Annotated in this window: 17 protein-coding genes; 9 read left to right on the top strand and 8 right to left on the bottom strand. The window is 28.6% G+C overall.

What is annotated here, in order from left to right:
- Window positions 1–35: 35 nt before the first annotated feature.
- From KI686_RS03190 to KI686_RS03175, 4 genes are all read left to right on the top strand, one after another.
- Window positions 36–2,399 carry an efflux RND transporter permease subunit gene (locus KI686_RS03190; protein WP_237587810.1) on the top strand — a complete coding sequence of 788 codons (2,364 nt, stop codon included), beginning with the start codon at window positions 36–38 and terminating at the stop codon, window positions 2,397–2,399.
- Between the two features lie 234 nt (window positions 2,400–2,633).
- On the top strand, window positions 2,634–4,070 hold the full coding sequence (gene asnS / locus KI686_RS03185; protein WP_237587809.1) for an asparagine--tRNA ligase: 1,437 nt from the start codon (window positions 2,634–2,636) through the stop codon (window positions 4,068–4,070).
- Window positions 4,071–4,094: 24 nt separating this feature from the next.
- A complete protein-coding gene (gene rpoN, locus KI686_RS03180) occupies window positions 4,095–5,552 on the top strand; it encodes an RNA polymerase factor sigma-54 (protein WP_237587808.1) in 1,458 nt (485 codons plus the stop codon).
- A complete protein-coding gene (locus tag KI686_RS03175; protein WP_237587807.1) occupies window positions 5,552–6,154 on the top strand; it encodes a hypothetical protein in 603 nt (200 codons plus the stop codon). Before rpoN ends, KI686_RS03175 begins: the two co-directional genes overlap by 1 nt.
- On the opposite strand, the gene KI686_RS03170 is transcribed toward KI686_RS03175, so the two are convergent.
- The 6 genes from KI686_RS03170 to KI686_RS03145 form a co-directional block, all read right to left on the bottom strand.
- Window positions 6,146–6,823 (bottom strand): porin family protein, encoded by a 678-nt coding sequence (locus KI686_RS03170; protein WP_237587806.1) that lies wholly within the window; start codon window positions 6,821–6,823, stop codon window positions 6,146–6,148. The two genes, KI686_RS03175 and KI686_RS03170, sit on opposite strands and share 9 nt — an antisense overlap.
- A 104-nt stretch (window positions 6,824–6,927) precedes the next feature.
- Window positions 6,928–7,389 (bottom strand): ExbD/TolR family protein, encoded by a 462-nt coding sequence (locus KI686_RS03165; RefSeq protein ID WP_237587805.1) that lies wholly within the window; start codon window positions 7,387–7,389, stop codon window positions 6,928–6,930.
- Between the two features lie 17 nt (window positions 7,390–7,406).
- Window positions 7,407–8,027: an ExbD/TolR family protein gene (locus KI686_RS03160; protein ID WP_237587804.1), complete on the bottom strand. Its 621-nt coding sequence runs from the start codon at window positions 8,025–8,027 to the stop codon at window positions 7,407–7,409.
- 4 nt (window positions 8,028–8,031) lie between these two features.
- Window positions 8,032–8,487, bottom strand: a complete 456-nt coding sequence (locus KI686_RS03155; RefSeq protein ID WP_237587803.1) for a hypothetical protein — start codon at window positions 8,485–8,487, stop codon at window positions 8,032–8,034.
- An 8-nt stretch (window positions 8,488–8,495) separates the two neighbouring features.
- Window positions 8,496–9,215, bottom strand: coding sequence for a MotA/TolQ/ExbB proton channel family protein (locus KI686_RS03150; protein WP_237587802.1), 720 nt, complete (start codon window positions 9,213–9,215; stop codon window positions 8,496–8,498).
- A 213-nt stretch (window positions 9,216–9,428) separates the two neighbouring features.
- Window positions 9,429–10,475 (bottom strand): asparaginase, encoded by a 1,047-nt coding sequence (locus tag KI686_RS03145; protein WP_237587801.1) that lies wholly within the window; start codon window positions 10,473–10,475, stop codon window positions 9,429–9,431.
- A gap of 95 nt (window positions 10,476–10,570) precedes the next feature.
- Between KI686_RS03145 and KI686_RS03140 the strand changes: the two genes are divergently transcribed.
- The 4 genes from KI686_RS03140 (at window position 10,571) to KI686_RS03125 (ending at window position 15,727) form a co-directional block, all read left to right on the top strand.
- Window positions 10,571–11,269 carry a zinc metallopeptidase gene (locus tag KI686_RS03140; RefSeq protein ID WP_237587800.1) on the top strand — a complete coding sequence of 233 codons (699 nt, stop codon included), beginning with the start codon at window positions 10,571–10,573 and terminating at the stop codon, window positions 11,267–11,269.
- Between the two features lie 220 nt (window positions 11,270–11,489).
- Window positions 11,490–13,862, top strand: a complete 2,373-nt coding sequence (locus KI686_RS03135; RefSeq protein WP_237587799.1) for a TonB-dependent receptor — start codon at window positions 11,490–11,492, stop codon at window positions 13,860–13,862.
- 15 nt (window positions 13,863–13,877) lie between these two features.
- On the top strand, window positions 13,878–14,885 hold the full coding sequence (locus tag KI686_RS03130) for a sensor histidine kinase (RefSeq protein ID WP_237587798.1): 1,008 nt from the start codon (window positions 13,878–13,880) through the stop codon (window positions 14,883–14,885).
- Window positions 14,886–14,962: 77 nt separating this feature from the next.
- The gene (locus KI686_RS03125) at window positions 14,963–15,727 is read left to right on the top strand and encodes a LytR/AlgR family response regulator transcription factor (protein WP_237587797.1); all 765 of its coding nucleotides are present in this window, start codon (window positions 14,963–14,965) and stop codon (window positions 15,725–15,727) included.
- Between the two features lie 208 nt (window positions 15,728–15,935).
- Here the strand turns inward: KI686_RS03125 and lepA are convergent, their stop codons facing one another.
- Together lepA and KI686_RS03115 are read right to left on the bottom strand one after the other, a co-directional pair.
- Window positions 15,936–17,732: a translation elongation factor 4 gene (gene lepA, locus KI686_RS03120; protein WP_237587796.1), complete on the bottom strand. Its 1,797-nt coding sequence runs from the start codon at window positions 17,730–17,732 to the stop codon at window positions 15,936–15,938.
- Between the two features lie 110 nt (window positions 17,733–17,842).
- On the bottom strand, window positions 17,843–18,118 hold the full coding sequence (locus KI686_RS03115; RefSeq protein WP_237587795.1) for an EF-hand domain-containing protein: 276 nt from the start codon (window positions 18,116–18,118) through the stop codon (window positions 17,843–17,845).
- A gap of 226 nt (window positions 18,119–18,344) precedes the next feature.
- Here KI686_RS03115 and dusB point away from each other — a divergent pair, with 226 nt between their 5' ends.
- Window positions 18,345–19,346 carry a tRNA dihydrouridine synthase DusB gene (gene dusB, locus KI686_RS03110; protein ID WP_237587794.1) on the top strand — a complete coding sequence of 334 codons (1,002 nt, stop codon included), beginning with the start codon at window positions 18,345–18,347 and terminating at the stop codon, window positions 19,344–19,346.
- Window position 19,347 lies beyond the last annotated feature (1 nt).

Here is a 19,347-nt window from a genome sequence, read left to right as displayed (position 1 = left end):
AATCTAAACTTTACTAATTATTTAAATTTTTATAAATGAATTTCTGGACAAAAGTTGCAGGCTTAATATTAAGAAACAGATATTTAGTTTTATTAAGTATTGCTATTATTACTGGTTTATTAGCTACACAAATGAAATATATGAAGTTTTCATATACAGAAGCTAATTTATTGCCAGAAGACCATGAAGCTAATTTACAATACAATCAATTTTTAGAAATCTTCGGAGAAGAAGGAAATCTAGTTATTTTAGGTGTAAAAGACTCAACTATTTTTACTCCAAAAAAATTTAATGCTTGGAATAACTTAGTTCAAAAATTTGATAGTTTAAAAGAAATAGATTTTACAATATCTATTGCTGATGTTCAAGAATTAAAAGCCGATAGAAAAAACAAAAAATTTATTTTAGAACCTTTATACAGCAAAGAGCCTACAACTAGTAGCGAAGTAAAAGATATAAAAAAACAGCTTTTTGAAAAACTTCCTTTTTACGATAATTTACTTTACAATAAAGAAACAGAAACACTACAAACTGCAATTTATATAAAAAAGGAAATTATAAATACTCCACAACGTAGAGATTTTATATATGAAAAACTAATACCTACAATAACTAAGTTCGAAAAAGATAATAACCTAGATGTTAGAATCTCTGGTATGCCATACATTAGAACTCTAAATGCTCAAAACATTCAAGATGAAATTTTATTATTTGTTTTTGGCGCATTAGGTATAACAGCTTTAATATTTTTCTTCTTTTTCCGTTCTTATAGAGCTACTTTTATAACTCTTTTAGTAGTTACAATTGGTGTTATTTGGGCTTTTGGCTTTATAGGTTTATTTAGATATGAAATTACCGTTTTATCTGCATTAATACCGCCGTTAATTATTGTAATCGGAGTACCGAATGCTGTTTTTTTAATCAACAAATATCAACAAGAAATAAAAAAACATGGTCAACAAGCCAAAGCATTACAAAGAGTAATTTCTAAAATAGGAAATGCTACTTTAATGACTAACATTACAACAGCTTCTGGTTTTGCAACCTTTGTTTTTGTAAAGAGTAGTTTACTGCGTGAGTTCGGTATTTTAGCTTCTGTAAATATTATCAGTATTTTTATTTTAGCTCTTTTAATTATTCCTGTTATTTACAGTTTTATGCCACTTCCAAAAGAAAAGCATTTAAACCATCTTGAAACAAAATGGATTGAAAATGTTGTAAACTGGATGGAAAGCACAGTTAAAAACAACAGAATTTCTATTTATTTTGCTACTGTAATTGTAATTATTGCCGGAATTATAGGTGTTTATCAAATTAAAGTTTCTGGAAGCTTAATTGAAGATATGCCTAAAAGTCTAGATTTTTATAAAGACATTAAGTTTTTTGAGCAAGAGTTTGGTGGTATTATGCCTTTAGAAATATTGGTTGATACAAAAAAAGAAAAAGGAGTCATGAAATTGGCTACTTTAAAGAAGATGGAAAAAATAAATGAAGCTATAGAAACTTTTCCAGAATTATCTAAACCAGTATCTGTAACAAATTTAGTTAAATACTCTAAACAAGCTTATTACAAAGGGAATCCTAAATATTATCAATTACCAACAACACAAGAACAAAGTTACATTTTTGCATATACTAAAAACTCTAATAGCGAAGCTGGTATGCTAAAAAGCTTTGTAGATTCTACGGGTCGTTATGCAAGAATAACCACCTTTATGAAAGATATTGGTACAGATAAAATGGATGTTATTCAGAATAGATTAAAAGCTGTAATTGCTAAAGAGTTTCCGTCAGATAAATACGAAGTTTCTTTAACTGGTAAAGCCTTAGTTTTTATTAAAGGAACTAATTATTTAATTAAAAACTTAGTAATTTCTCTATCACTAGCTATTTTTTTAATCGCAATTTTTATGGCTTGGATGTTTAGATCTCCACAAATGATATTTATATCATTAATTCCAAACATGCTACCTTTATTAATTACTGCAGGTTTAATGGGCTTTTTAGGCATACCAATTAAACCTTCAACAATTTTAGTATTTAGTATTGCATTTGGTATTTCGGTGGATGATACAATTCACTTTTTAGCAAAATACAGACAAGAATTAATTGCTAATAAATGGAAAGTAAAACCATCTGTTTACGCAGCACTTAAAGAAACAGGTGTAAGTATGTTTTACACTTCTATTGTTTTATTTTTTGGCTTTTTAGTTTTTACTTTATCAAGTTTTGGAGGCACAATAGCTTTAGGTGGGTTAGTTTCCGTTACACTTTTATTAGCAATGGTATCTAATCTATTATTATTACCATCTCTATTATTAACTTTCGAGAAAAAAATAGCGAACAAAAAAGTATTTAAAGAACCTAAAATGAAAATTTTTCCTCCAAAAGAGGATTAAATTAAATTATATATTATCAACATATTTTATAAAATCGGATGCTTTAAAACATTCGATTTTTAGTTTAATTAATTTACCTACAATAAATAAAAAAATTAACAATTTAATATTTTTGCAAAGGCTTTTTAAATGATAATGTAAACAAACAACGTAAAATAACGTTGTTTATATTATATCAAAAAAGTATCTTTACTATTTAATTACAACATATATTTATATCAATATTATAAGAATATGATAAACATGAACATTGCAGATCTTTTAAAATCTGAAGGATTATTATTACAAGAAATAGCACTAAAAGGATGGGTAAGAACCTTTAGAAGTAATAGATTTATTGCTTTAAATGACGGTTCTACCATTAATAATATTCAATGTGTTATAGATTTTGAAAACACACCTGAAGAAACATTAAAAAGAATTAATACAGGTGCCGCAATTTCTTTAAAAGGAACTCTAGCCGAAAGCCAAGGACGAGGACAATCTTTAGAAATTCAAGTATCTGAAATAGAAATATTAGGAGACTCTAATCCAGACGAATATCCTATACAACCAAAAAAACACAGTTTTGAGTTTTTACGTGAAAATGCTCATTTAAGGATGAGAACAAACACTTTTAGTGCCGTTATGCGTGTGCGCTCTAAACTTTCTTTTGCAGTTCATCAATATTTTCAAGAAAGAGATTTTAACTACGTAAATACGCCTATAATAACAGGTTCTGATGCAGAAGGAGCAGGAGAAATGTTTAAGGTTACAACTTTTAAAAACAATAATGCTCCATTAACAGAAGATGGTAAAATAGACTATTCTAAAGATTTTTTTGGTAAAGAAACAAACTTAACAGTTTCTGGTCAATTAGAAGCAGAAACTTTTGCAATGTCTTTGGGTAAAGCTTATACATTTGGCCCAACTTTTAGAGCAGAAAACTCTAATACTACACGTCATTTAGCAGAATTTTGGATGATAGAACCAGAAGTTGCTTTTATGGATTTAGACGGTAATATGGATTTAGCCGAAGACTTTATTAAATATGTAATAAATTATGTTTTAGATAAATGTAAAGACGATTTAGCTTTCTTAGACCAACGTTTAACACAAGAAGAAAAAAGTAAACCACAAGCAGAAAGAAGCGAAATGAGTTTACTAAACAAATTAAAATTTGTTGTTGATAATAATTTTAAAAGAGTTTCTTACACAGAAGCTATTGATATCCTTAGAAATTCTAAACCTAATAAAAAGAAAAAATTTCAATTTCCTATTAATGAATGGGGAGCTGATTTACAATCTGAACACGAACGTTATTTAGTTGAAAAACACTTTAAATGTCCGGTAATTTTATTTGACTATCCTGCTAATATTAAAGCATTTTACATGCGTTTAAATGATGATGGAAAAACAGTAAGAGCAATGGATGTATTATTTCCTGGAATTGGAGAAATTGTAGGTGGAAGCCAAAGAGAAGAAAGATACAACGTTTTAGTAGAAAAAATGAAATCGCTAGATATTGAAGAAGAAGAACTTTGGTGGTATTTAGATTTAAGAAAATTTGGTACAGCTGTACATTCTGGATTTGGATTAGGTTTTGAAAGATTAGTTCAGTTTACAACAGGTATGGGTAACATTAGAGATGTAATTCCTTTTCCTAGAACACCACAAAATGCAGAATTTTAATTAGATTATTGTATATTTAGATGTATGTTAAAACAAAGTTTACAATATAAACTCTTACAAAAATTATCTCCACAACAAATTCAGTTGATGAAGTTAATTCAATTGCCTACACAAGCATTTGAAGAACGTCTAAAACAAGAAATTGAAGAAAACCCTGCGTTAGATACCGGTAAAGAAGAATCAGATTCATTTGATGAGGATTTATCAAATGAATTTGATGACACTGGTAACGAAAAAATTGAAGCAGAAGATATAAATATTGATGAGTATTTAAGTGATGATGAAATTCCAAACTATAAAACTCAAGCCAATAATTATTCTGCAGATGACGAAGAAAAAAACGTACCATATGCTGCAGGCACAAGTTTTCATCAATCATTAAAAAACCAATTAAATACTTACTCTTTTAATGATGAAGAAAAAGCTATTGCAGAATTTTTAGTTGGTAGCATAGATGATAGTGGTTATATAAGAAGAGATATTTTAGACCTTGTTGATGATTTAGCTTTTACTGCAAATATTTTTACTACAGAAGAAAAAGTAATTTCTATATTAAAAAGAGTAATACACACTTTAGAACCTATAGGTGTTGGTGCAAGAGATTTAAAAGAGTGTTTAATTATTCAATTAAAAACAAAGAGTAAAACTAAAATTAGAAGTTTAGCTATTCAAATTTTAGATGAAGCTTTTGATCATTTTGTAAAAAAACATTACAAAAAAATACAAGAAAAGTTTCATATTTCAGAAGAGGAATTAAAAGAAGTTAATACAGAAATTTCAAAATTAAACCCTAAACCAGGTAGTTCCTATGCTGGTAACAATAAAATAGCAGAACAAATAGTACCAGATTTTAGCATAAAGTTAATTGATGGGGAATTAGATTTAACTTTAAATTCTAGAAATGCACCAGAACTTCATATTTCTAGAGAGTATAACAATATGCTTAAAGGTTATCAAGAATCTAGTACAAAAAGTAAATCTCAAAAAGATGCAGTATTTTTTATAAAACAAAAGTTAGATGCCGCTAAATGGTTTATAGACGCCATTAAACAACGTCAGCAAACACTTTTAATAACAATGAATACTATAATGCATTACCAGTATGAATATTTTTTAACTGGTGATGAAAGAAAGTTAAAACCAATGATTTTAAAGGATATTGCCGATAAAATTAACATGGATGTTTCTACGGTATCTAGAGTAGCTAATAGTAAATATGTGTCTACACCTTACGGAACTAAACTGATAAAAGAATTCTTTTCAGAATCAATGAAAAATGATCAAGGAGAAGATGTTTCCACCAGAGAAATAAAGAAAATATTAGAAACTGTTATTACAGAAGAAAATAAGAAAAAACCTTTAACAGATGAAAAATTAGCAAATATTTTAAAAGAAAAAGGATATCCTATTGCTAGAAGAACAATTGCTAAATACAGAGAACAGTTAGATTTACCTGTAGCAAGATTAAGAAAAGAAATTTAATGAATTTCTATAAGTTTATATCTATAATACTGCATCCAATTTTAGTACCTACAATTGGCGTATTTTTATACTTTTTATTGATAAAAAACAATTTTAAAAGTGATCAAAAAATAACAGTTATTGCATTAATATTTGGTACAACTTATTTTATACCATTAATAATTTTAATATTATTTAAAAGGATAAAACTTATTAAAAGCTTTAAAGCAGAAACCATTAAAGAAAGAAAAATTCCTATTTTTTTAATGATTTTATTATTCTATTTATTAGGGAACACTCTAATTAACATAGTAAATCTATCTGATTTAGGACTGTTATTTTTCTCAACTACATTAGGTTTAGTAATCGTTTACCTCCTATTTATTTTTAATCTTAAAACTAGTTTACACTTATTATCATTAGGTATATCTACAGGCTTCTTTTTTGTATTAAACTTAATTTACAATCAAAACTTTACTATTATTATCATTGTTTCAATAATACTCTCTGGCCTTTTAGCAAGCTCTAGACTCTATTTAAAAGCACATACACCTACAGAAGTATATACGGGGTACATAATAGGATTTTTATGCCCTATTGCCACATTTTATTTGTTACAATAAATAAAATATTAAACCAAATTTTAAAATTTTGGTATTAATTTTTTCTCCTTCAATATAACTATTATCAAAAACAGGAGTTAATCCGTAGTAAACATTAATATTAAATTCATCATATCCTGCAGAGATTGTTAACCCGTATTGTAATTTATTATAGCTATTAATATTTGAATATTCAAAAGACACATCATCTTCATCTACGAACTCAAATTTATTAGAAAAATTATATAAGAATTTAATGCCTGCATAAATTCTCCAAAAATCATACTTATTAATTGAAGATGTTCTCCACCTTAACTCAATAGGAAACTCTAAATTAGATGATTTAAAGAAGTTTTTACTAATAGAGCTATCATCACTAAAAATGTCAATATCATTTATTCTTTCCACCTTTAATTGATGATTAAAAAAGTTATAACCATAACCAAAACCGGCAGCAACAGAAACATTACCCTGCTTATTTAAAATTACATCTTTAATAAACCCAAAAGAAAGACCATAAGAAAAATTACTTTTAGATATAGCAGAAGGCTGATCTATAAGTTGAGAATAGGAAATAGATAAATAAACTTGATCATCTGCATACCTGCTCCCTATTTCTAATGAATCCTTTTGTGCAAAGCATAATTTTACGACAAAAAGAAATATAAAAAAAACAAAAAATCTTCTCATATTTTTTTAATTTTTAATGAATATAAAAACACCTATTTTTAAATAAAAAAGGGCAACTCTGTGAGTTACCCTTTTTTTATAAAAAAATGATTTAAAGATATTTTTTATTCTACTCCTTTAGATGCAGAATAACTTACCTTAAGAGCATTTACATCTCTTAACTTTAATCTTATATCAGTAATAGTACCAACACTAGATTCTCTATCAGCTTTAATAGAAGTAGTCATAAATGGTATTTCTGCTTCAGATACTTTAGTTCTAGCATTTATAATAAATGCTGGCACATCATCTGCAGTTGAAATTTTGTCATTTAATTGAATTCTATTATAACTAGTACCATACTTAGCTTCTTTTGCTTTACCAACATAAATAGTAGTAACTAAACTTTTATGTTCTAATTTTTTCACTTCTGATGCAGAAGGTAGTCTTGGTGCATCAATCAGTAAAGAAGTTTCTCTCATAGTAGTAGTTACCATGAAGAAAAACAACAACATAAACACAATGTCTGGTAAGGCAGCAGTATTAACTGCCGGCATTCCTTTTTTCTTCTTTCTAAATTTAGACATATTGTTATTTTTTAAAATTAATTTGTTGGTTCTGCATCCGAAATAATCTGAGGATAACTAGTCTTAATAAAGTCTACTTTTTTCTTCAAACTTTCGTTATTAGAATTATCTTTATAAGCCTCTTCTAACTCCGCAAAAGGGATTTGGAATTTCTCTAAAGATAATCTATTTCTTAACTCTGCATAGGCTCTTAACAATTCGTTTTGCACTGTTAAGTATGTACCATACTCCGTTAATCTGTCACTCTGTACTGAGATAATTGCTTTATTTGGGTGATCTGAAGAAGCTTCACTTCTTTCACCACGACAATAATCACAAGGACCACTAGCAACTCCATTTTCAACTTTACCTACACCTCCACCATTATCGATAAATGCGATAGCAGCTTCTTTAAGGTCTTTAATTTCCATTCTTTCGCCTTCAACTAAAAGCTCATTATTTCTATTAATGTTAACTTCAAAAATGTTTTTTTCTTTAATAACAGGCGGTACATAATCTGCTGGTGGTTTTTCAGACAGTTTTTTTGAAACTCCTGAGTCCACATTCATGGTTGTTGTTACTAAGAAAAAGATTAACAGCAAGAAGGCAATATCTGCCATAGAACCTGCATTAATTTCGGGATTCTCTCTTCTTGCCATATTGTTATGATTTTATTAATCCTTTTACTAAATCTAATACAAAGAACGCTCCTGCTACCAATAACAATACAATGCTATAGTAAATTCCTGTTCCTACCCATTGGTTAGAAGATGCTCCTTCTTCTCCTCCTTCTAATATCTTACCAGCAGAATCTATTACAGCATTACTATCTGCTAAGAAATAAGCAAAAACTAATACCACACCTAAAACGGCTACACCTAATAATGTTTTCTTTAAGTTATCTGGGTTTGTAAACAAACCAATTAAAGAAAGAATTAAAGTAGATCCTACAGCAAAGTAAAACAATATAGTAGAAAAAGTAACTATACTACCTACAGAGCTATTTAATGCTTCTGTATCATCTACATCAGTCATAAAAATTCTGATGAAGAGAAGGGCTCCAATTATAGCTATAACAGCTATAACTATACTTAAAATTTTTGATAAATTACTCTTCATAATATATCTTATTTTTTATATTTCACTAATAAATCTATCAATTGGATAGATGCATCTTCCATATTGTTTACAATACTATCAATTTTAGAAACGATGTAATTATAAAAGATTTGTAAAATAATTGCAACAATTAAACCAAATACTGTTGTTAATAAGGCTACTTTAATACCTACGGCAACTACACCTGGAGAAATATCATTTGCAACAGCAATCATATCAAAGGCTTGAATCATACCAATTACAGTACCCATAAACCCAAGCATTGGTGCTAAAGCAATAAATAAAGATAACCAAGAAGTATTTTTCTCTAATAATCCCATTTGAACTCCACCATAAGAAACTACTGCTTTTTCAGCTGCTTCTACTCCTTCATCTACTCTATCTAAACCTTGGTAAAAAATTGATGCAACTGGTCCTTTAGAGTTTCTACAAACTTCTTTAGCTGCTTCTATACCACCAGAACTTAAAGCCTCATCTACATTAGCTACTAATTTCTTAGTATTAGTTGTTGCCATGTTTAAATAAATAATTCTTTCAATTGCTATTGCTAAACCTAAAATTAAGGCTACCAATACAATTCCCATAAATTCTGGACCACCCTCGATAAAACGTTGTTTTAATTCTTGGTGGAAAGTTTTTGATTCAGCTGCTTCTTGTGCGAAAGTTGATTGAATAGCTCCAAAAAACATTAATCCTGTTACGGATAGGACATTTACTACTTTTTTCATCTTTGTTATAATTAATTTTTAATAGTTAACGGGTTAAAGGTATTAATTTTCATCTCAAAAAAATAATATCAACTAAAATTTAACTAAATCTTTTTTGTAAGATTAACTCTCTATTATAGTTTTGAGAGTGCCAAGTAACAAAAAAATATTGAGCATTTAAAAAAAAAATCAATCTATTTAGCAGATAATAGTTTAATTTATTCATTTACATATTTAAAAATGATATTTATCAGTTAATTCACCTCTTAAAGATGTTTCAAAAAGTTGCTTAAACTCTTTAGCTGATAATTTTTTATTTAAAAGATACATCAATTTAGCTAAAGCAGATTCCGTTGTGATATCAACACCGTTTAAAACGCCTATTTCTTTAAGTAATAAACTAGTGTCATAATGTCCCATTATTACCCTTCCGCTTTTGCATTGTGTAACGTTTACTATTTTAATACCTTTTTTAATTGCAGTCTTTAACAGCTCTATAAAACCATCTGAATTTGGCGCATTACCAGATCCATAAGTTTCTAAAACAACTCCTTTTAAATTTGGTGTATTTAAAATATGCTCAATAACTTTTATAGATATTCCTGGAAAAAGCTTTAAAACCACTACGTTGTCATCTAATTGTTTTCTAACAATTAATTTATCTTTCTTGTTTTTTATTTTTAACAGTAAATGCTCTTTAAATTTTAAATGAACACCACTTTCTGCCAGTGAAGGAAAATTAAAAGAAGTAAAAGCTTCAAATTGCTCGGCACTTATTTTTGTTGTTCTATTTGCTCTGTATAATTTATATTCAAAATACAAACAAACTTCTGTAATTATTGGACTTCCATTTTTATTTGCACTTGCAATTTCTATAGACGTAATTAAATTCTCTTTTGCATCTGTTCTTAAATCTCCTATTGGCAATTGAGATCCTGTAAAAATAATTGGTTTTTGTAAATTTTCTAACATAAAACTAATGGCAGAAGACGTGTAAGACATCGTATCAGAACCTGTTAAAACCACAAAACCATCATAATTATTATAGTTATTTTCTATAATATCTACTATATCAACATAATAATCTGTATTCATGTTAGATGAATCTATCGGTTCATTAAAACAGATACTTTCTATTGTACAATTCAACTGTTTTAATTCTGGTATTTTATCTATTATCTGACTAAAATCAAAAGCTATTAAAGCATTTGTTTCATAGTCTTTTATCATACCAATTGTACCACCTGTGTAAATTAATAATATGTTGGGTTTATTTGCCATTTTGTCATTTTTATACTCCAAACAATAAATTGGAATACTTTATGTTGTAAATTTATCAAACAAAAAACGATACACAATTTTAAACACTATAAATTATGATGGGATTTTATATTTTAATTGGTGCAATTTCTGTAGTAAGTTGGCTAATTAGTAATAAGTTAAAAAGTAAATTTAAAGAATATTCTAAATTATCTTTAAGAAACGGAATGAGTGGTGCAGAGATTGCACAAAAAATGTTAGCAGATAATGGTATTTTTGATGTAAAAGTAATTTCTACACCAGGTAGATTAACTGACCATTACAATCCTACTGATAAAACTGTAAACTTAAGTGAATCTGTTTACAGCCAAAGAAATGCTGCTGCGGCAGCTGTAGCTGCACATGAAGTTGGGCACGCTGTGCAACATGCAAAAGCTTATAGTTATCTTACAATGCGCTCTAAATTAGTACCGGTTGTAAGTGTTACTTCTAAATTCTCACAATGGTTAGTTATTGGTGGAATTATTTTAGGGGCTGCTTCTGGTTCTACAGGAATTGGATTATACATTGCTATAGCTGGTTTAATTTTTATGGGTTTTGCTACACTTTTTAGTTTTATAACATTACCTGTAGAATATGATGCAAGTAATAGGGCTTTAGCATGGTTACAAAACAAAAATATGGTCTCTCAACAAGAATTAGCAGGTGCAAAAGACGCTTTAAAATGGGCTGCAAGAACTTATTTAGTTGCTGCTCTAGGTTCTTTAGCTTCTCTATTATATTGGGGTTTCCAAATTTTAGGAGGAAGAGATTAATTACATTAAAATATATTTTATAAAGCTTCGATTTATTTCGAAGCTTTTTTTGTGCAGGAAACTTTTTGATGGTTTTATGCGTCTTGTTTAAATAGTAAATAGAATTTGTTTATCGGGTTTTTAACCCAATTCATCAGAATTGCATTTTAAATCTGTAACAAAACAGACACTTTTACAGTGTAAATAAAAAAATCAACCAAGACAATAAAAAACCAACCTTATGAAAGTTTTAAAAATTACTATCCTTTTTTTCTTCGGAATTTTATCTACTTTTTCTCAACACAAAATATCAGGTAAAATTGTTGATGAGCAAAACCAACCATTACCTTTTGCAAATATTATTTTATTAAAAACCGGAGAAAAAGAAAATCCAAAAGGTGTTGTTTCTGATGATGAAGGTATTTATACTTTAGAAAATATTTCTACGGGGAAATACAAATTAGAAATATCAATGTTAGGTTTCGAAACTCAAATAATAAAAGAATTTGATTTAAATTCTAATAAAGTATTTAATATTACACTTAAAGAAGAAAGTCAGCTTTTAAACGAAGTTGTAGTAAAAAGCAAAAGACCTGTAATTAAACAAACTGCAGAAAAATTAATTGTAGATTTAGAAAAATCTGAAATGATAAACACTAATTTACAAGATGTTATGCGTAAAATACCTGGAGTTTTAGTTACTGATAATGGAATTTCTATTGCTGGTAACAGCGGCGTAAGAATTTTAATTAACGGAAAAACGACAGATTACATGGATATTGAAACGTTATTAAGAGATTTTCCTGCCGATAATATTGCCAAAATTGAATTGGTAGAACAACCTGGCGCAGAATATGAAGCTTCTGGTTCTGGTGCAATTATAAACATCATCTTAAAGAAAAACGTACGTTTAGGTACGCATGGTAGTACAAATGTTTGGGTTGGTGAAGATGAAGGTGTAGAATACGGAGCTGGCTTTTCTATTGCTAGCTACAAAAACAAACTAAATTGGCAAACCAACGTAAATTACTCTCAACCAACTTGGAGAGATGATTTATTTTTAGACAGAACTGTAGAAGACGAAACATATAACCAAGAGACTAGAGAACCATACAACCCTACAAATTTTAACTTTGGTGGTAGTATAGATTATTATATAAATGATAAGCATTCTTTTGGTATTGGAGGACAAATAAGCACAAGAACATCCGATAGAATTACAAGTAGTAAAACTATTATTTCTGATGCAACAACTACCAATACATTATTTTCTCAGAACACTTTTGATAGAGAAAGAAAAAACTTTAACATCAACCCATATTACGAATTTAAAACAGAAACAGATAAATTAGTATTAGATTTTAATTATGTAGATTACACCAATGATAATACCAATATTTTGTCTGAAATAGACGGAAGCACCATTAATTTTTCTGATAAAAAGTACATACAAGAAGGTACTTATTCTATAAAAACCTATAAAGCAGATTATTCTAAAACAATTTCTGACAATTTAAAAATTAGTGCAGGTACTAGATATGCAAACGTAACTACAGACAACGATTTACAATCTTTTACGCATGATGTAAATAATAATTTTCAGTTTGATGAAGATTTAAGTAGTCAGTTTTTAATTGATGAAAACATTTTTGCTTTGTATTCTAAAATAAACGCAACTGCAGGTAAATGGTCTTTTTCTGGTGGTTTACGTTATGAAAATAGTAATACAGATGGTACTTCTATTTTTATGAATGATGGAGATCAAATAGTAGAAGTTAAAAAAAGACCTATTAAAAAATTATTCCCTAGCGCTTCTGTAAGTAGAAAATTAACAGAAGTTTTAGGCGCAAGTTTGTCTTATAGTTATAGAATACAAAGACCTTCTTATAGCAGTTTAAATTCTTTTGAAACTTATTTAGATCCTTATTCTGCAGGAAAAGGAAACCCAAATTTAACACCTGCTTACACCAATAATTACCAATTTAATTTAACATATGAAGGGCAACCTTTTTTTACAATTGGTTATAGCAAAACAGAAGATGTACTTTTTCAATTAATAAAACAAGACAACGAAACTGCACAAATAAGACAACAAGATGTAAATGTAGAAAATAATGCTAACTGGAATTTTAGATTATTTGCACCTTTAAATGTTGCTAAAGGTTTAGAGGGTTATACGGGTATTATTGTTACAAATACAGATTACCAATCTTCTACTTACGGAATAGATTTAAACAAATGGAATTTAATTTGGTTTATACAAGCTAGTTACCAATTACCTTGGGATGTTAATTTAGAATTGAGTGGAAATTACGGAACAGGTGCTTTAGAAGGTCAAATTGATGTAGATTGGTTGGCTGGTTTAGATTTTTCTTTTGGTAAAAAGTTTTTAGACGATAAACTAAAAGTAAATCTTGGTTTTAATAAAATGCTAAACAGAGGTTTTGTAGGTAAAATAGATTATGGTAATGGTGTTGCTGCTGTAGAAAGTAACAGTTCTAGACAAAATATACAATTAAGGCTAGTATATAGTTTTGGATCTAAATTTGGTAAGAAAAAAGCAAGTAGAAATACTAATAATGATGAAGAAAACAGAATTAACGATAGTAATTAATATCTTCGTTATATTATGATTACAAAACTTAACAAATCTGACTACATAATTCTGGGTATTTTCTATCTAATTAGCGCAACTTTAAATGTGTTTGATTATTTAGATCAAGATGCAACTTTATTTGAGTACTTGGTAGATATACCAATGTTTGTAATTACCTCTTTTTTAGGAGTTGTAGTATATACTTATTTTATTATTCCTAATTTTTTAATAAAAACAAAAAACTATTTTCTTTTTGCTTTTTTTGGCCTGCTTACTATTACAATAATTGGTATTACAGAAAAAGTTGTTGGTTTTGCTACAGGAGGTAATTCTTGGGATAAATTTCCAACTCTAGGAAATTTAATTTTATATGCAATTTTTAATGGTGCTGATTCCGTTGGATTAATTTTAGGAATAATAATCACCAAGAAATTTTACGAAAGTCAAACTCAAATTTCAAAAATAAAAGAAGAACAAAAAGAAAATGAACTAAAATTATTACGTTCTCAAATAGATCCTCATTTTTTGTTTAACAATCTAAATACTTTAGATTCTTTAATTGATGCAAACCCTATTAAAGCAAAAGAATACGTTAATAAATTATCTTTAATTTACAGATATTTAATTAAAACTAAAGATGCAGAAGTTATGGAACTTGCAAATGAAATAGAATTTGCAAAAAACTACATCTTTTTAATACAAACTAGATTTGCTGATGATTATGAGTTTGTAATAGAAGAAAACATTTCTTTAATTGATAAATTTATACCCACTGGTTCTTTATTAACTTTATTAGAAAATGTTGTAAAACACAATAAATCTGATGGAACAAATGCTATTAAAACCACATTAACAATTAACGATGGTTGGTTGATAATTGCCAACTCTAAATCAAAAATAAAATCAACTAATGAATCTTTTGGTACGGGTTTAGAGAATTTAAAATCTCGATACAAATTACTTTCGGATGAAAAAATTCAAGTTCATAATATGGATGCTAAGTTTGAAATTTTTATTCCGATAATAACTTTAAGTGAATAATACTATTTTTTGGAGCGCAGTCGAGAGGTTTTATCTAAGTTTCGACTGCACTCAACCTGACAAAAATTAAATTAACTATGAAAATATTAATTTTAGAAGACGAAATTCCTGCATATCAAAAACTAACAAAATGTTTAGATACTTTTTTTGATATAAAAATTTCCCAAGATTGGGCACGTTCTATTACTGATGGAAAAAAACTATTGGTAGAAAATTCGTACGATTTTATTTTGTCTGATATTCAATTGTTAGACGGCTTATCTTTCGATTTATTTAATAGTATCGATGTTAAAGCTCCTATTATTTTCTGTTCTGCACACGATGATTATTTGTTTCAAGCTTTTAACACTAACGGGATTGCATACATTTTAAAGCCTTATTCTCAAAACGATTTTGACAAAGCCATTTTAAAATACCAAGCATTGTTTAAAAAAGGTAATTACAACACTTTAAACAACCATACAATTGATGCTTTAAAATCGGCTTTACAAGAAGAAAACAACAATTACAAAAAACGATTTGTAATAAAAAAAGCAACCGGAATTCAATTATTAAATGCAATTGATATTGCTTTAATTACAGCTTCTGGAGATTTCTGTTTGGTAAACGACAAAGACGGAAAAAGACATTCGATTTCTCAGAATTTAGGTTCTATTCATCAGCAATTAAATCCTAAAAAGTTCTTTAAAATTAACAGAAGTGAAATTGTAAATATCGATTTTATAGAAAATATAGAAAGTCATTTTAAAAATAGGCTATTGATTTCTATTAAAAACCACAAAGAAAAAGTAATGACAAGCTCTTCTACCACTTCTGATTTTAGAAAATGGTTAGAAAACTAAATGTTAGATAATAATCAAAAAGTTGGCAAACAAGTTTAGCCCTGATTGAAATGGCATCCTTTTTATGTCAGTTCGAGTAAATTTTGAGGAACGAAAAATTTGTATCGAGAACAAAAAAAAAGATATAATGGAAAGCAGGAAATAGCTACAAATAAAAAAACCTTCTTAATTACTTAGGAAGGTTTTTTAAATTATTATTTTGATTTAATTAATCATTTAACTTTAAAACAGCCATAAATGCTTCTTGTGGAATTTCTACATTACCAACTTGACGCATTCTTTTCTTTCCTTTTTTCTGCTTTTCTAAAAGTTTACGTTTACGAGAAATATCTCCTCCATAACATTTTGCAGTAACATCTTTTCGCAATGCTTTGGTAGTTTCACGCGCAATAATTTTTGCACCAATTGCCGCCTGAATAGGAATATCAAACTGTTGACGAGGAATTAAAGTCTTTAATTTTTCAACAATTTTTTTACCAATTGTATATGCATTATCTGCATGTAAAAGTGCAGAAAGTGCGTCTACAGGTTGTGCATTTAAAAGAATATCTACTCTTACTAATTTAGACGTTTTCATCCCTATTGGATGATAATCAAAAGATGCATATCCTTTAGAAACAGTTTTTAAACGATCGTAAAAATCAAAAACAATTTCTGCCAAAGGCATTTCAAAAATTAACTCTACTCTTTGTGTAGTTAAATAAGTCTGGTTAACAATTTGCCCACGTTTTTCTATACACAAACTCATTACTTGCCCAACAAAATCTGACTTTGTAATGATTGAAGCTTTAATAAAAGGCTCTTCTACTCTATCTAATCTTGATGGATCTGGTAAATCTGTTGGATTATTTAATATAATAATTTCATCAGGATTTTTCTTAGTAAATGCGTGATAAGAAACGTTGGGTACAGTTGTAATAACCGTCATATTAAACTCACGCTCTAAACGTTCTTGAATAATTTCCATGTGTAACATTCCTAAAAATCCACAACGAAAACCAAAACCTAAAGCAGCAGAACTTTCTGGTTGAAACACTAAAGAAGCATCATTTAATTGCAGTTTTTCCATAGAATAACGCAACTCTTCATAATCTTCTGTATCAACAGGATAAATACCAGCAAACACCATTGGTTTTACATCTTCAAAACCATCTATAATTTCTGTTGTTGGTTTGTGTGCATCTGTAATTGTATCTCCTACTTTTACTTCTTTTGCTGTTTTAATTCCTGTAATTAAATAACCAACATCACCGGTTTTAACTGATTTTTTTACAACTTGATTTAGTTTTAAAGTACCTACTTCATCTGCAAAATAGTTTCTACCTGTAGCCATGAATTTAATTTCTTGGCCTTTTTTAATTTCACCATTAATAACTCTAAAATAAGTTTCTATACCTCTATAAGAGTTGTATACAGAATCGAAAATCAAGGCTTGTAATGGCGCTTCCGGATCGCCTTTTGGCGCAGGAATTCTATCTATTATGGCTGCTAAAATATTGTCTACACCAAAACCTGTTTTACCACTTGCGTGGATAACTTCTTCTGGGTCGCAACCTAATAAATCTACAATATCATCTGTAACTTCTTCTGGATTTGCTGATGGTAAATCTACTTTATTTAAAACCGGAATTATCTCTAAATCGTTCTCTAAAGCCAAGTATAAGTTAGAAATTGTTTGCGCTTGTATACTTTGTGCAGCATCTACAATTAACAAAGCACCTTCACAAGCTGCAATAGATCTAGAAACTTCGTAAGAAAAATCTACGTGCCCGGGAGTGTCAATTAAATTTAAAATAAACGGCTCTCCATTATGAATGTAATCCATTTGAATTGCGTGCGATTTTATGGTAATACCACGTTCTCGCTCTAAATCCATATTATCTAATAACTGGTTTTGCTTTTCACGTTCAGTTACAGAGCCTGTATAATCTAACAATCTATCTGCTAATGTACTTTTACCATGGTCTATATGAGCAATGATGCAAAAGTTTCTAATGTTCTTCATACTTCGTTTTCTAACTTCTTTCAACAGGCAAAGATATGTTATTTACCAACCTTGTCAAATAAAAAAAGTACAATGAAACTCATTGTACTTTTAAATAAAAAATATTCTTTTTATAAATCTCTTTCTAACTCTGCAATTGCTACCTTAAATTCTTCCCAACTAATAGTTTCATCACTAGATTTATCGTAACCTTTTAATAATTCATTAGCTACAAAACCATTTAAAAACCCACTTATTTCTGCAGATCTTAGCAATTTTTTTATTTCTGTTTTTCGTAACCTTCCATCTTTATCAGAATCAAAAAATTGAAATGCTTCTTCTGGTGAATCAAATTGATTTGTAATTAAAATTCTAATTTTTCTTAAAACATTTTCTTTTGCACTCATTCTATTTCTTTAATTTTAGTTAATCTCTGCCTTAAGGTAGTAAATAATTTTAATATTTACTTAAAATTTATCTAAAGAATTTTAAGTAAAGTGGTTTTTAAACCAAGTCTAAATAACAGTTATTCTTAATAATTAGATTTACATCTATTTTTTTATTTATTGATGAAAAAACATTTGTTTTTACCATCATCATAAAAACACTAAATTTGCAAAAAATTAAATCATTTTGATTAAAATTGGCAACATAGAATTACCAGATTTTCCATTATTACTTGCTCCGATGGAAGACGTTTCAGACCCTCCTTTTAGAGCTTTATGTAAAGAAAACGGTGCTGATGTAGTATATACAGAATTTATTTCATCTGAAGGTTTAATTAGAGACGCTGCAAAAAGTGTTATGAAATTAGACATCTATGAAAAAGAACGCCCTGTTGGTATTCAGATTTTTGGCGCAAATTTAGAATCGATGTTAAAAACGGTTGAGATTGTAGAAAAATCTAAACCAGATATTATAGATATTAACTTTGGTTGCCCTGTTAAAAAAGTAGTTTCTAAAGGTGCAGGAGCAGGAATTTTAAAAGACATAGATTTAATGGTTTCTCTTACAGAAGCCATGGTTAAACATACAAATTTACCTATAACGGTTAAAACTCGTTTAGGTTGGGACCACGATTCTATTAGAATTGTAGAAGTTGCAGAACGTCTACAAGATGTTGGTTGTGCAGCTATTTCTATACATGGTAGAACACGCGCCCAAATGTATAAAGGAGAAGCTGATTGGAAACCAATTGCAGATGTAAAAAACAACCAAAGAATGCATATTCCTGTTTTTGGTAATGGTGATGTAACATCTCCAGAAAAAGCTATGGAAATGAGAGATTCTTATGGTTTAGATGGCTGTATGATTGGTAGGGCTGCCATTGGATATCCTTGGTTTTTTAACGAAGTAAAACATTTTTTTAAAACCGGGAAACATTTAACCAAACCAACTATTGCAGAAAGAACACAAGTTGCAAGAAGACATTTACAAATGTCTATTGATTGGAAAGGACCTGTTTTAGGGGTTTTTGAAACAAGAAGACATTACACAAATTATTTTAAGGGAATTCCACATTTTAAAGAATACAGAATGAAAATGGTAACTTCTGATGATGCTAAAGATGTTTTTGATGTTTTTGATGAGGTAGAGGCAAAATTTGGAAACACAATTATACCAGAATATAAATAGA

Source organism: Polaribacter sargassicola, assembly GCF_021991835.1.
In the GTDB taxonomy this organism is placed as follows: Bacteria; Bacteroidota; Bacteroidia; order Flavobacteriales; family Flavobacteriaceae; genus Polaribacter; species Polaribacter sargassicola.
Note: the sequence above shows the minus strand (reverse complement) of the source record. Positions and strands in the feature narration are given on the sequence as shown.

What these genes read in the sequence shown, in the direction of transcription:
- KI686_RS03135 (WP_237587799.1), top strand. Translation starts at nt 11,490, where the DNA reads ATGAAAGTTTTAAAAATTACTATCCTTTTTTTCTTCGGAATTTTATCT.
- KI686_RS03175 (WP_237587807.1), top strand. Translation starts at nt 5,552, where the DNA reads ATGAATTTCTATAAGTTTATATCTATAATACTGCATCCAATTTTAGTA.
- KI686_RS03145 (WP_237587801.1), bottom strand. Translation starts at nt 10,475, where the DNA reads ATGGCAAATAAACCCAACATATTATTAATTTACACAGGTGGTACAATT.
- KI686_RS03140 (WP_237587800.1), top strand. Translation starts at nt 10,571, where the DNA reads ATGATGGGATTTTATATTTTAATTGGTGCAATTTCTGTAGTAAGTTGG.
- KI686_RS03125 (WP_237587797.1), top strand. Translation starts at nt 14,963, where the DNA reads ATGAAAATATTAATTTTAGAAGACGAAATTCCTGCATATCAAAAACTA.
- asnS (WP_237587809.1), top strand. Translation starts at nt 2,634, where the DNA reads ATGATAAACATGAACATTGCAGATCTTTTAAAATCTGAAGGATTATTA.
- KI686_RS03190 (WP_237587810.1), top strand. Translation starts at nt 36, where the DNA reads ATGAATTTCTGGACAAAAGTTGCAGGCTTAATATTAAGAAACAGATAT.
- KI686_RS03170 (WP_237587806.1), bottom strand. Translation starts at nt 6,823, where the DNA reads ATGAGAAGATTTTTTGTTTTTTTTATATTTCTTTTTGTCGTAAAATTA.
- KI686_RS03160 (WP_237587804.1), bottom strand. Translation starts at nt 8,027, where the DNA reads ATGGCAAGAAGAGAGAATCCCGAAATTAATGCAGGTTCTATGGCAGAT.
- KI686_RS03150 (WP_237587802.1), bottom strand. Translation starts at nt 9,215, where the DNA reads ATGAAAAAAGTAGTAAATGTCCTATCCGTAACAGGATTAATGTTTTTT.
- KI686_RS03130 (WP_237587798.1), top strand. Translation starts at nt 13,878, where the DNA reads ATGATTACAAAACTTAACAAATCTGACTACATAATTCTGGGTATTTTC.
- rpoN (WP_237587808.1), top strand. Translation starts at nt 4,095, where the DNA reads ATGTTAAAACAAAGTTTACAATATAAACTCTTACAAAAATTATCTCCA.
- KI686_RS03115 (WP_237587795.1), bottom strand. Translation starts at nt 18,118, where the DNA reads ATGAGTGCAAAAGAAAATGTTTTAAGAAAAATTAGAATTTTAATTACA.
- lepA (WP_237587796.1), bottom strand. Translation starts at nt 17,732, where the DNA reads ATGAAGAACATTAGAAACTTTTGCATCATTGCTCATATAGACCATGGT.
- KI686_RS03165 (WP_237587805.1), bottom strand. Translation starts at nt 7,389, where the DNA reads ATGTCTAAATTTAGAAAGAAGAAAAAAGGAATGCCGGCAGTTAATACT.
- KI686_RS03155 (WP_237587803.1), bottom strand. Translation starts at nt 8,487, where the DNA reads ATGAAGAGTAATTTATCAAAAATTTTAAGTATAGTTATAGCTGTTATA.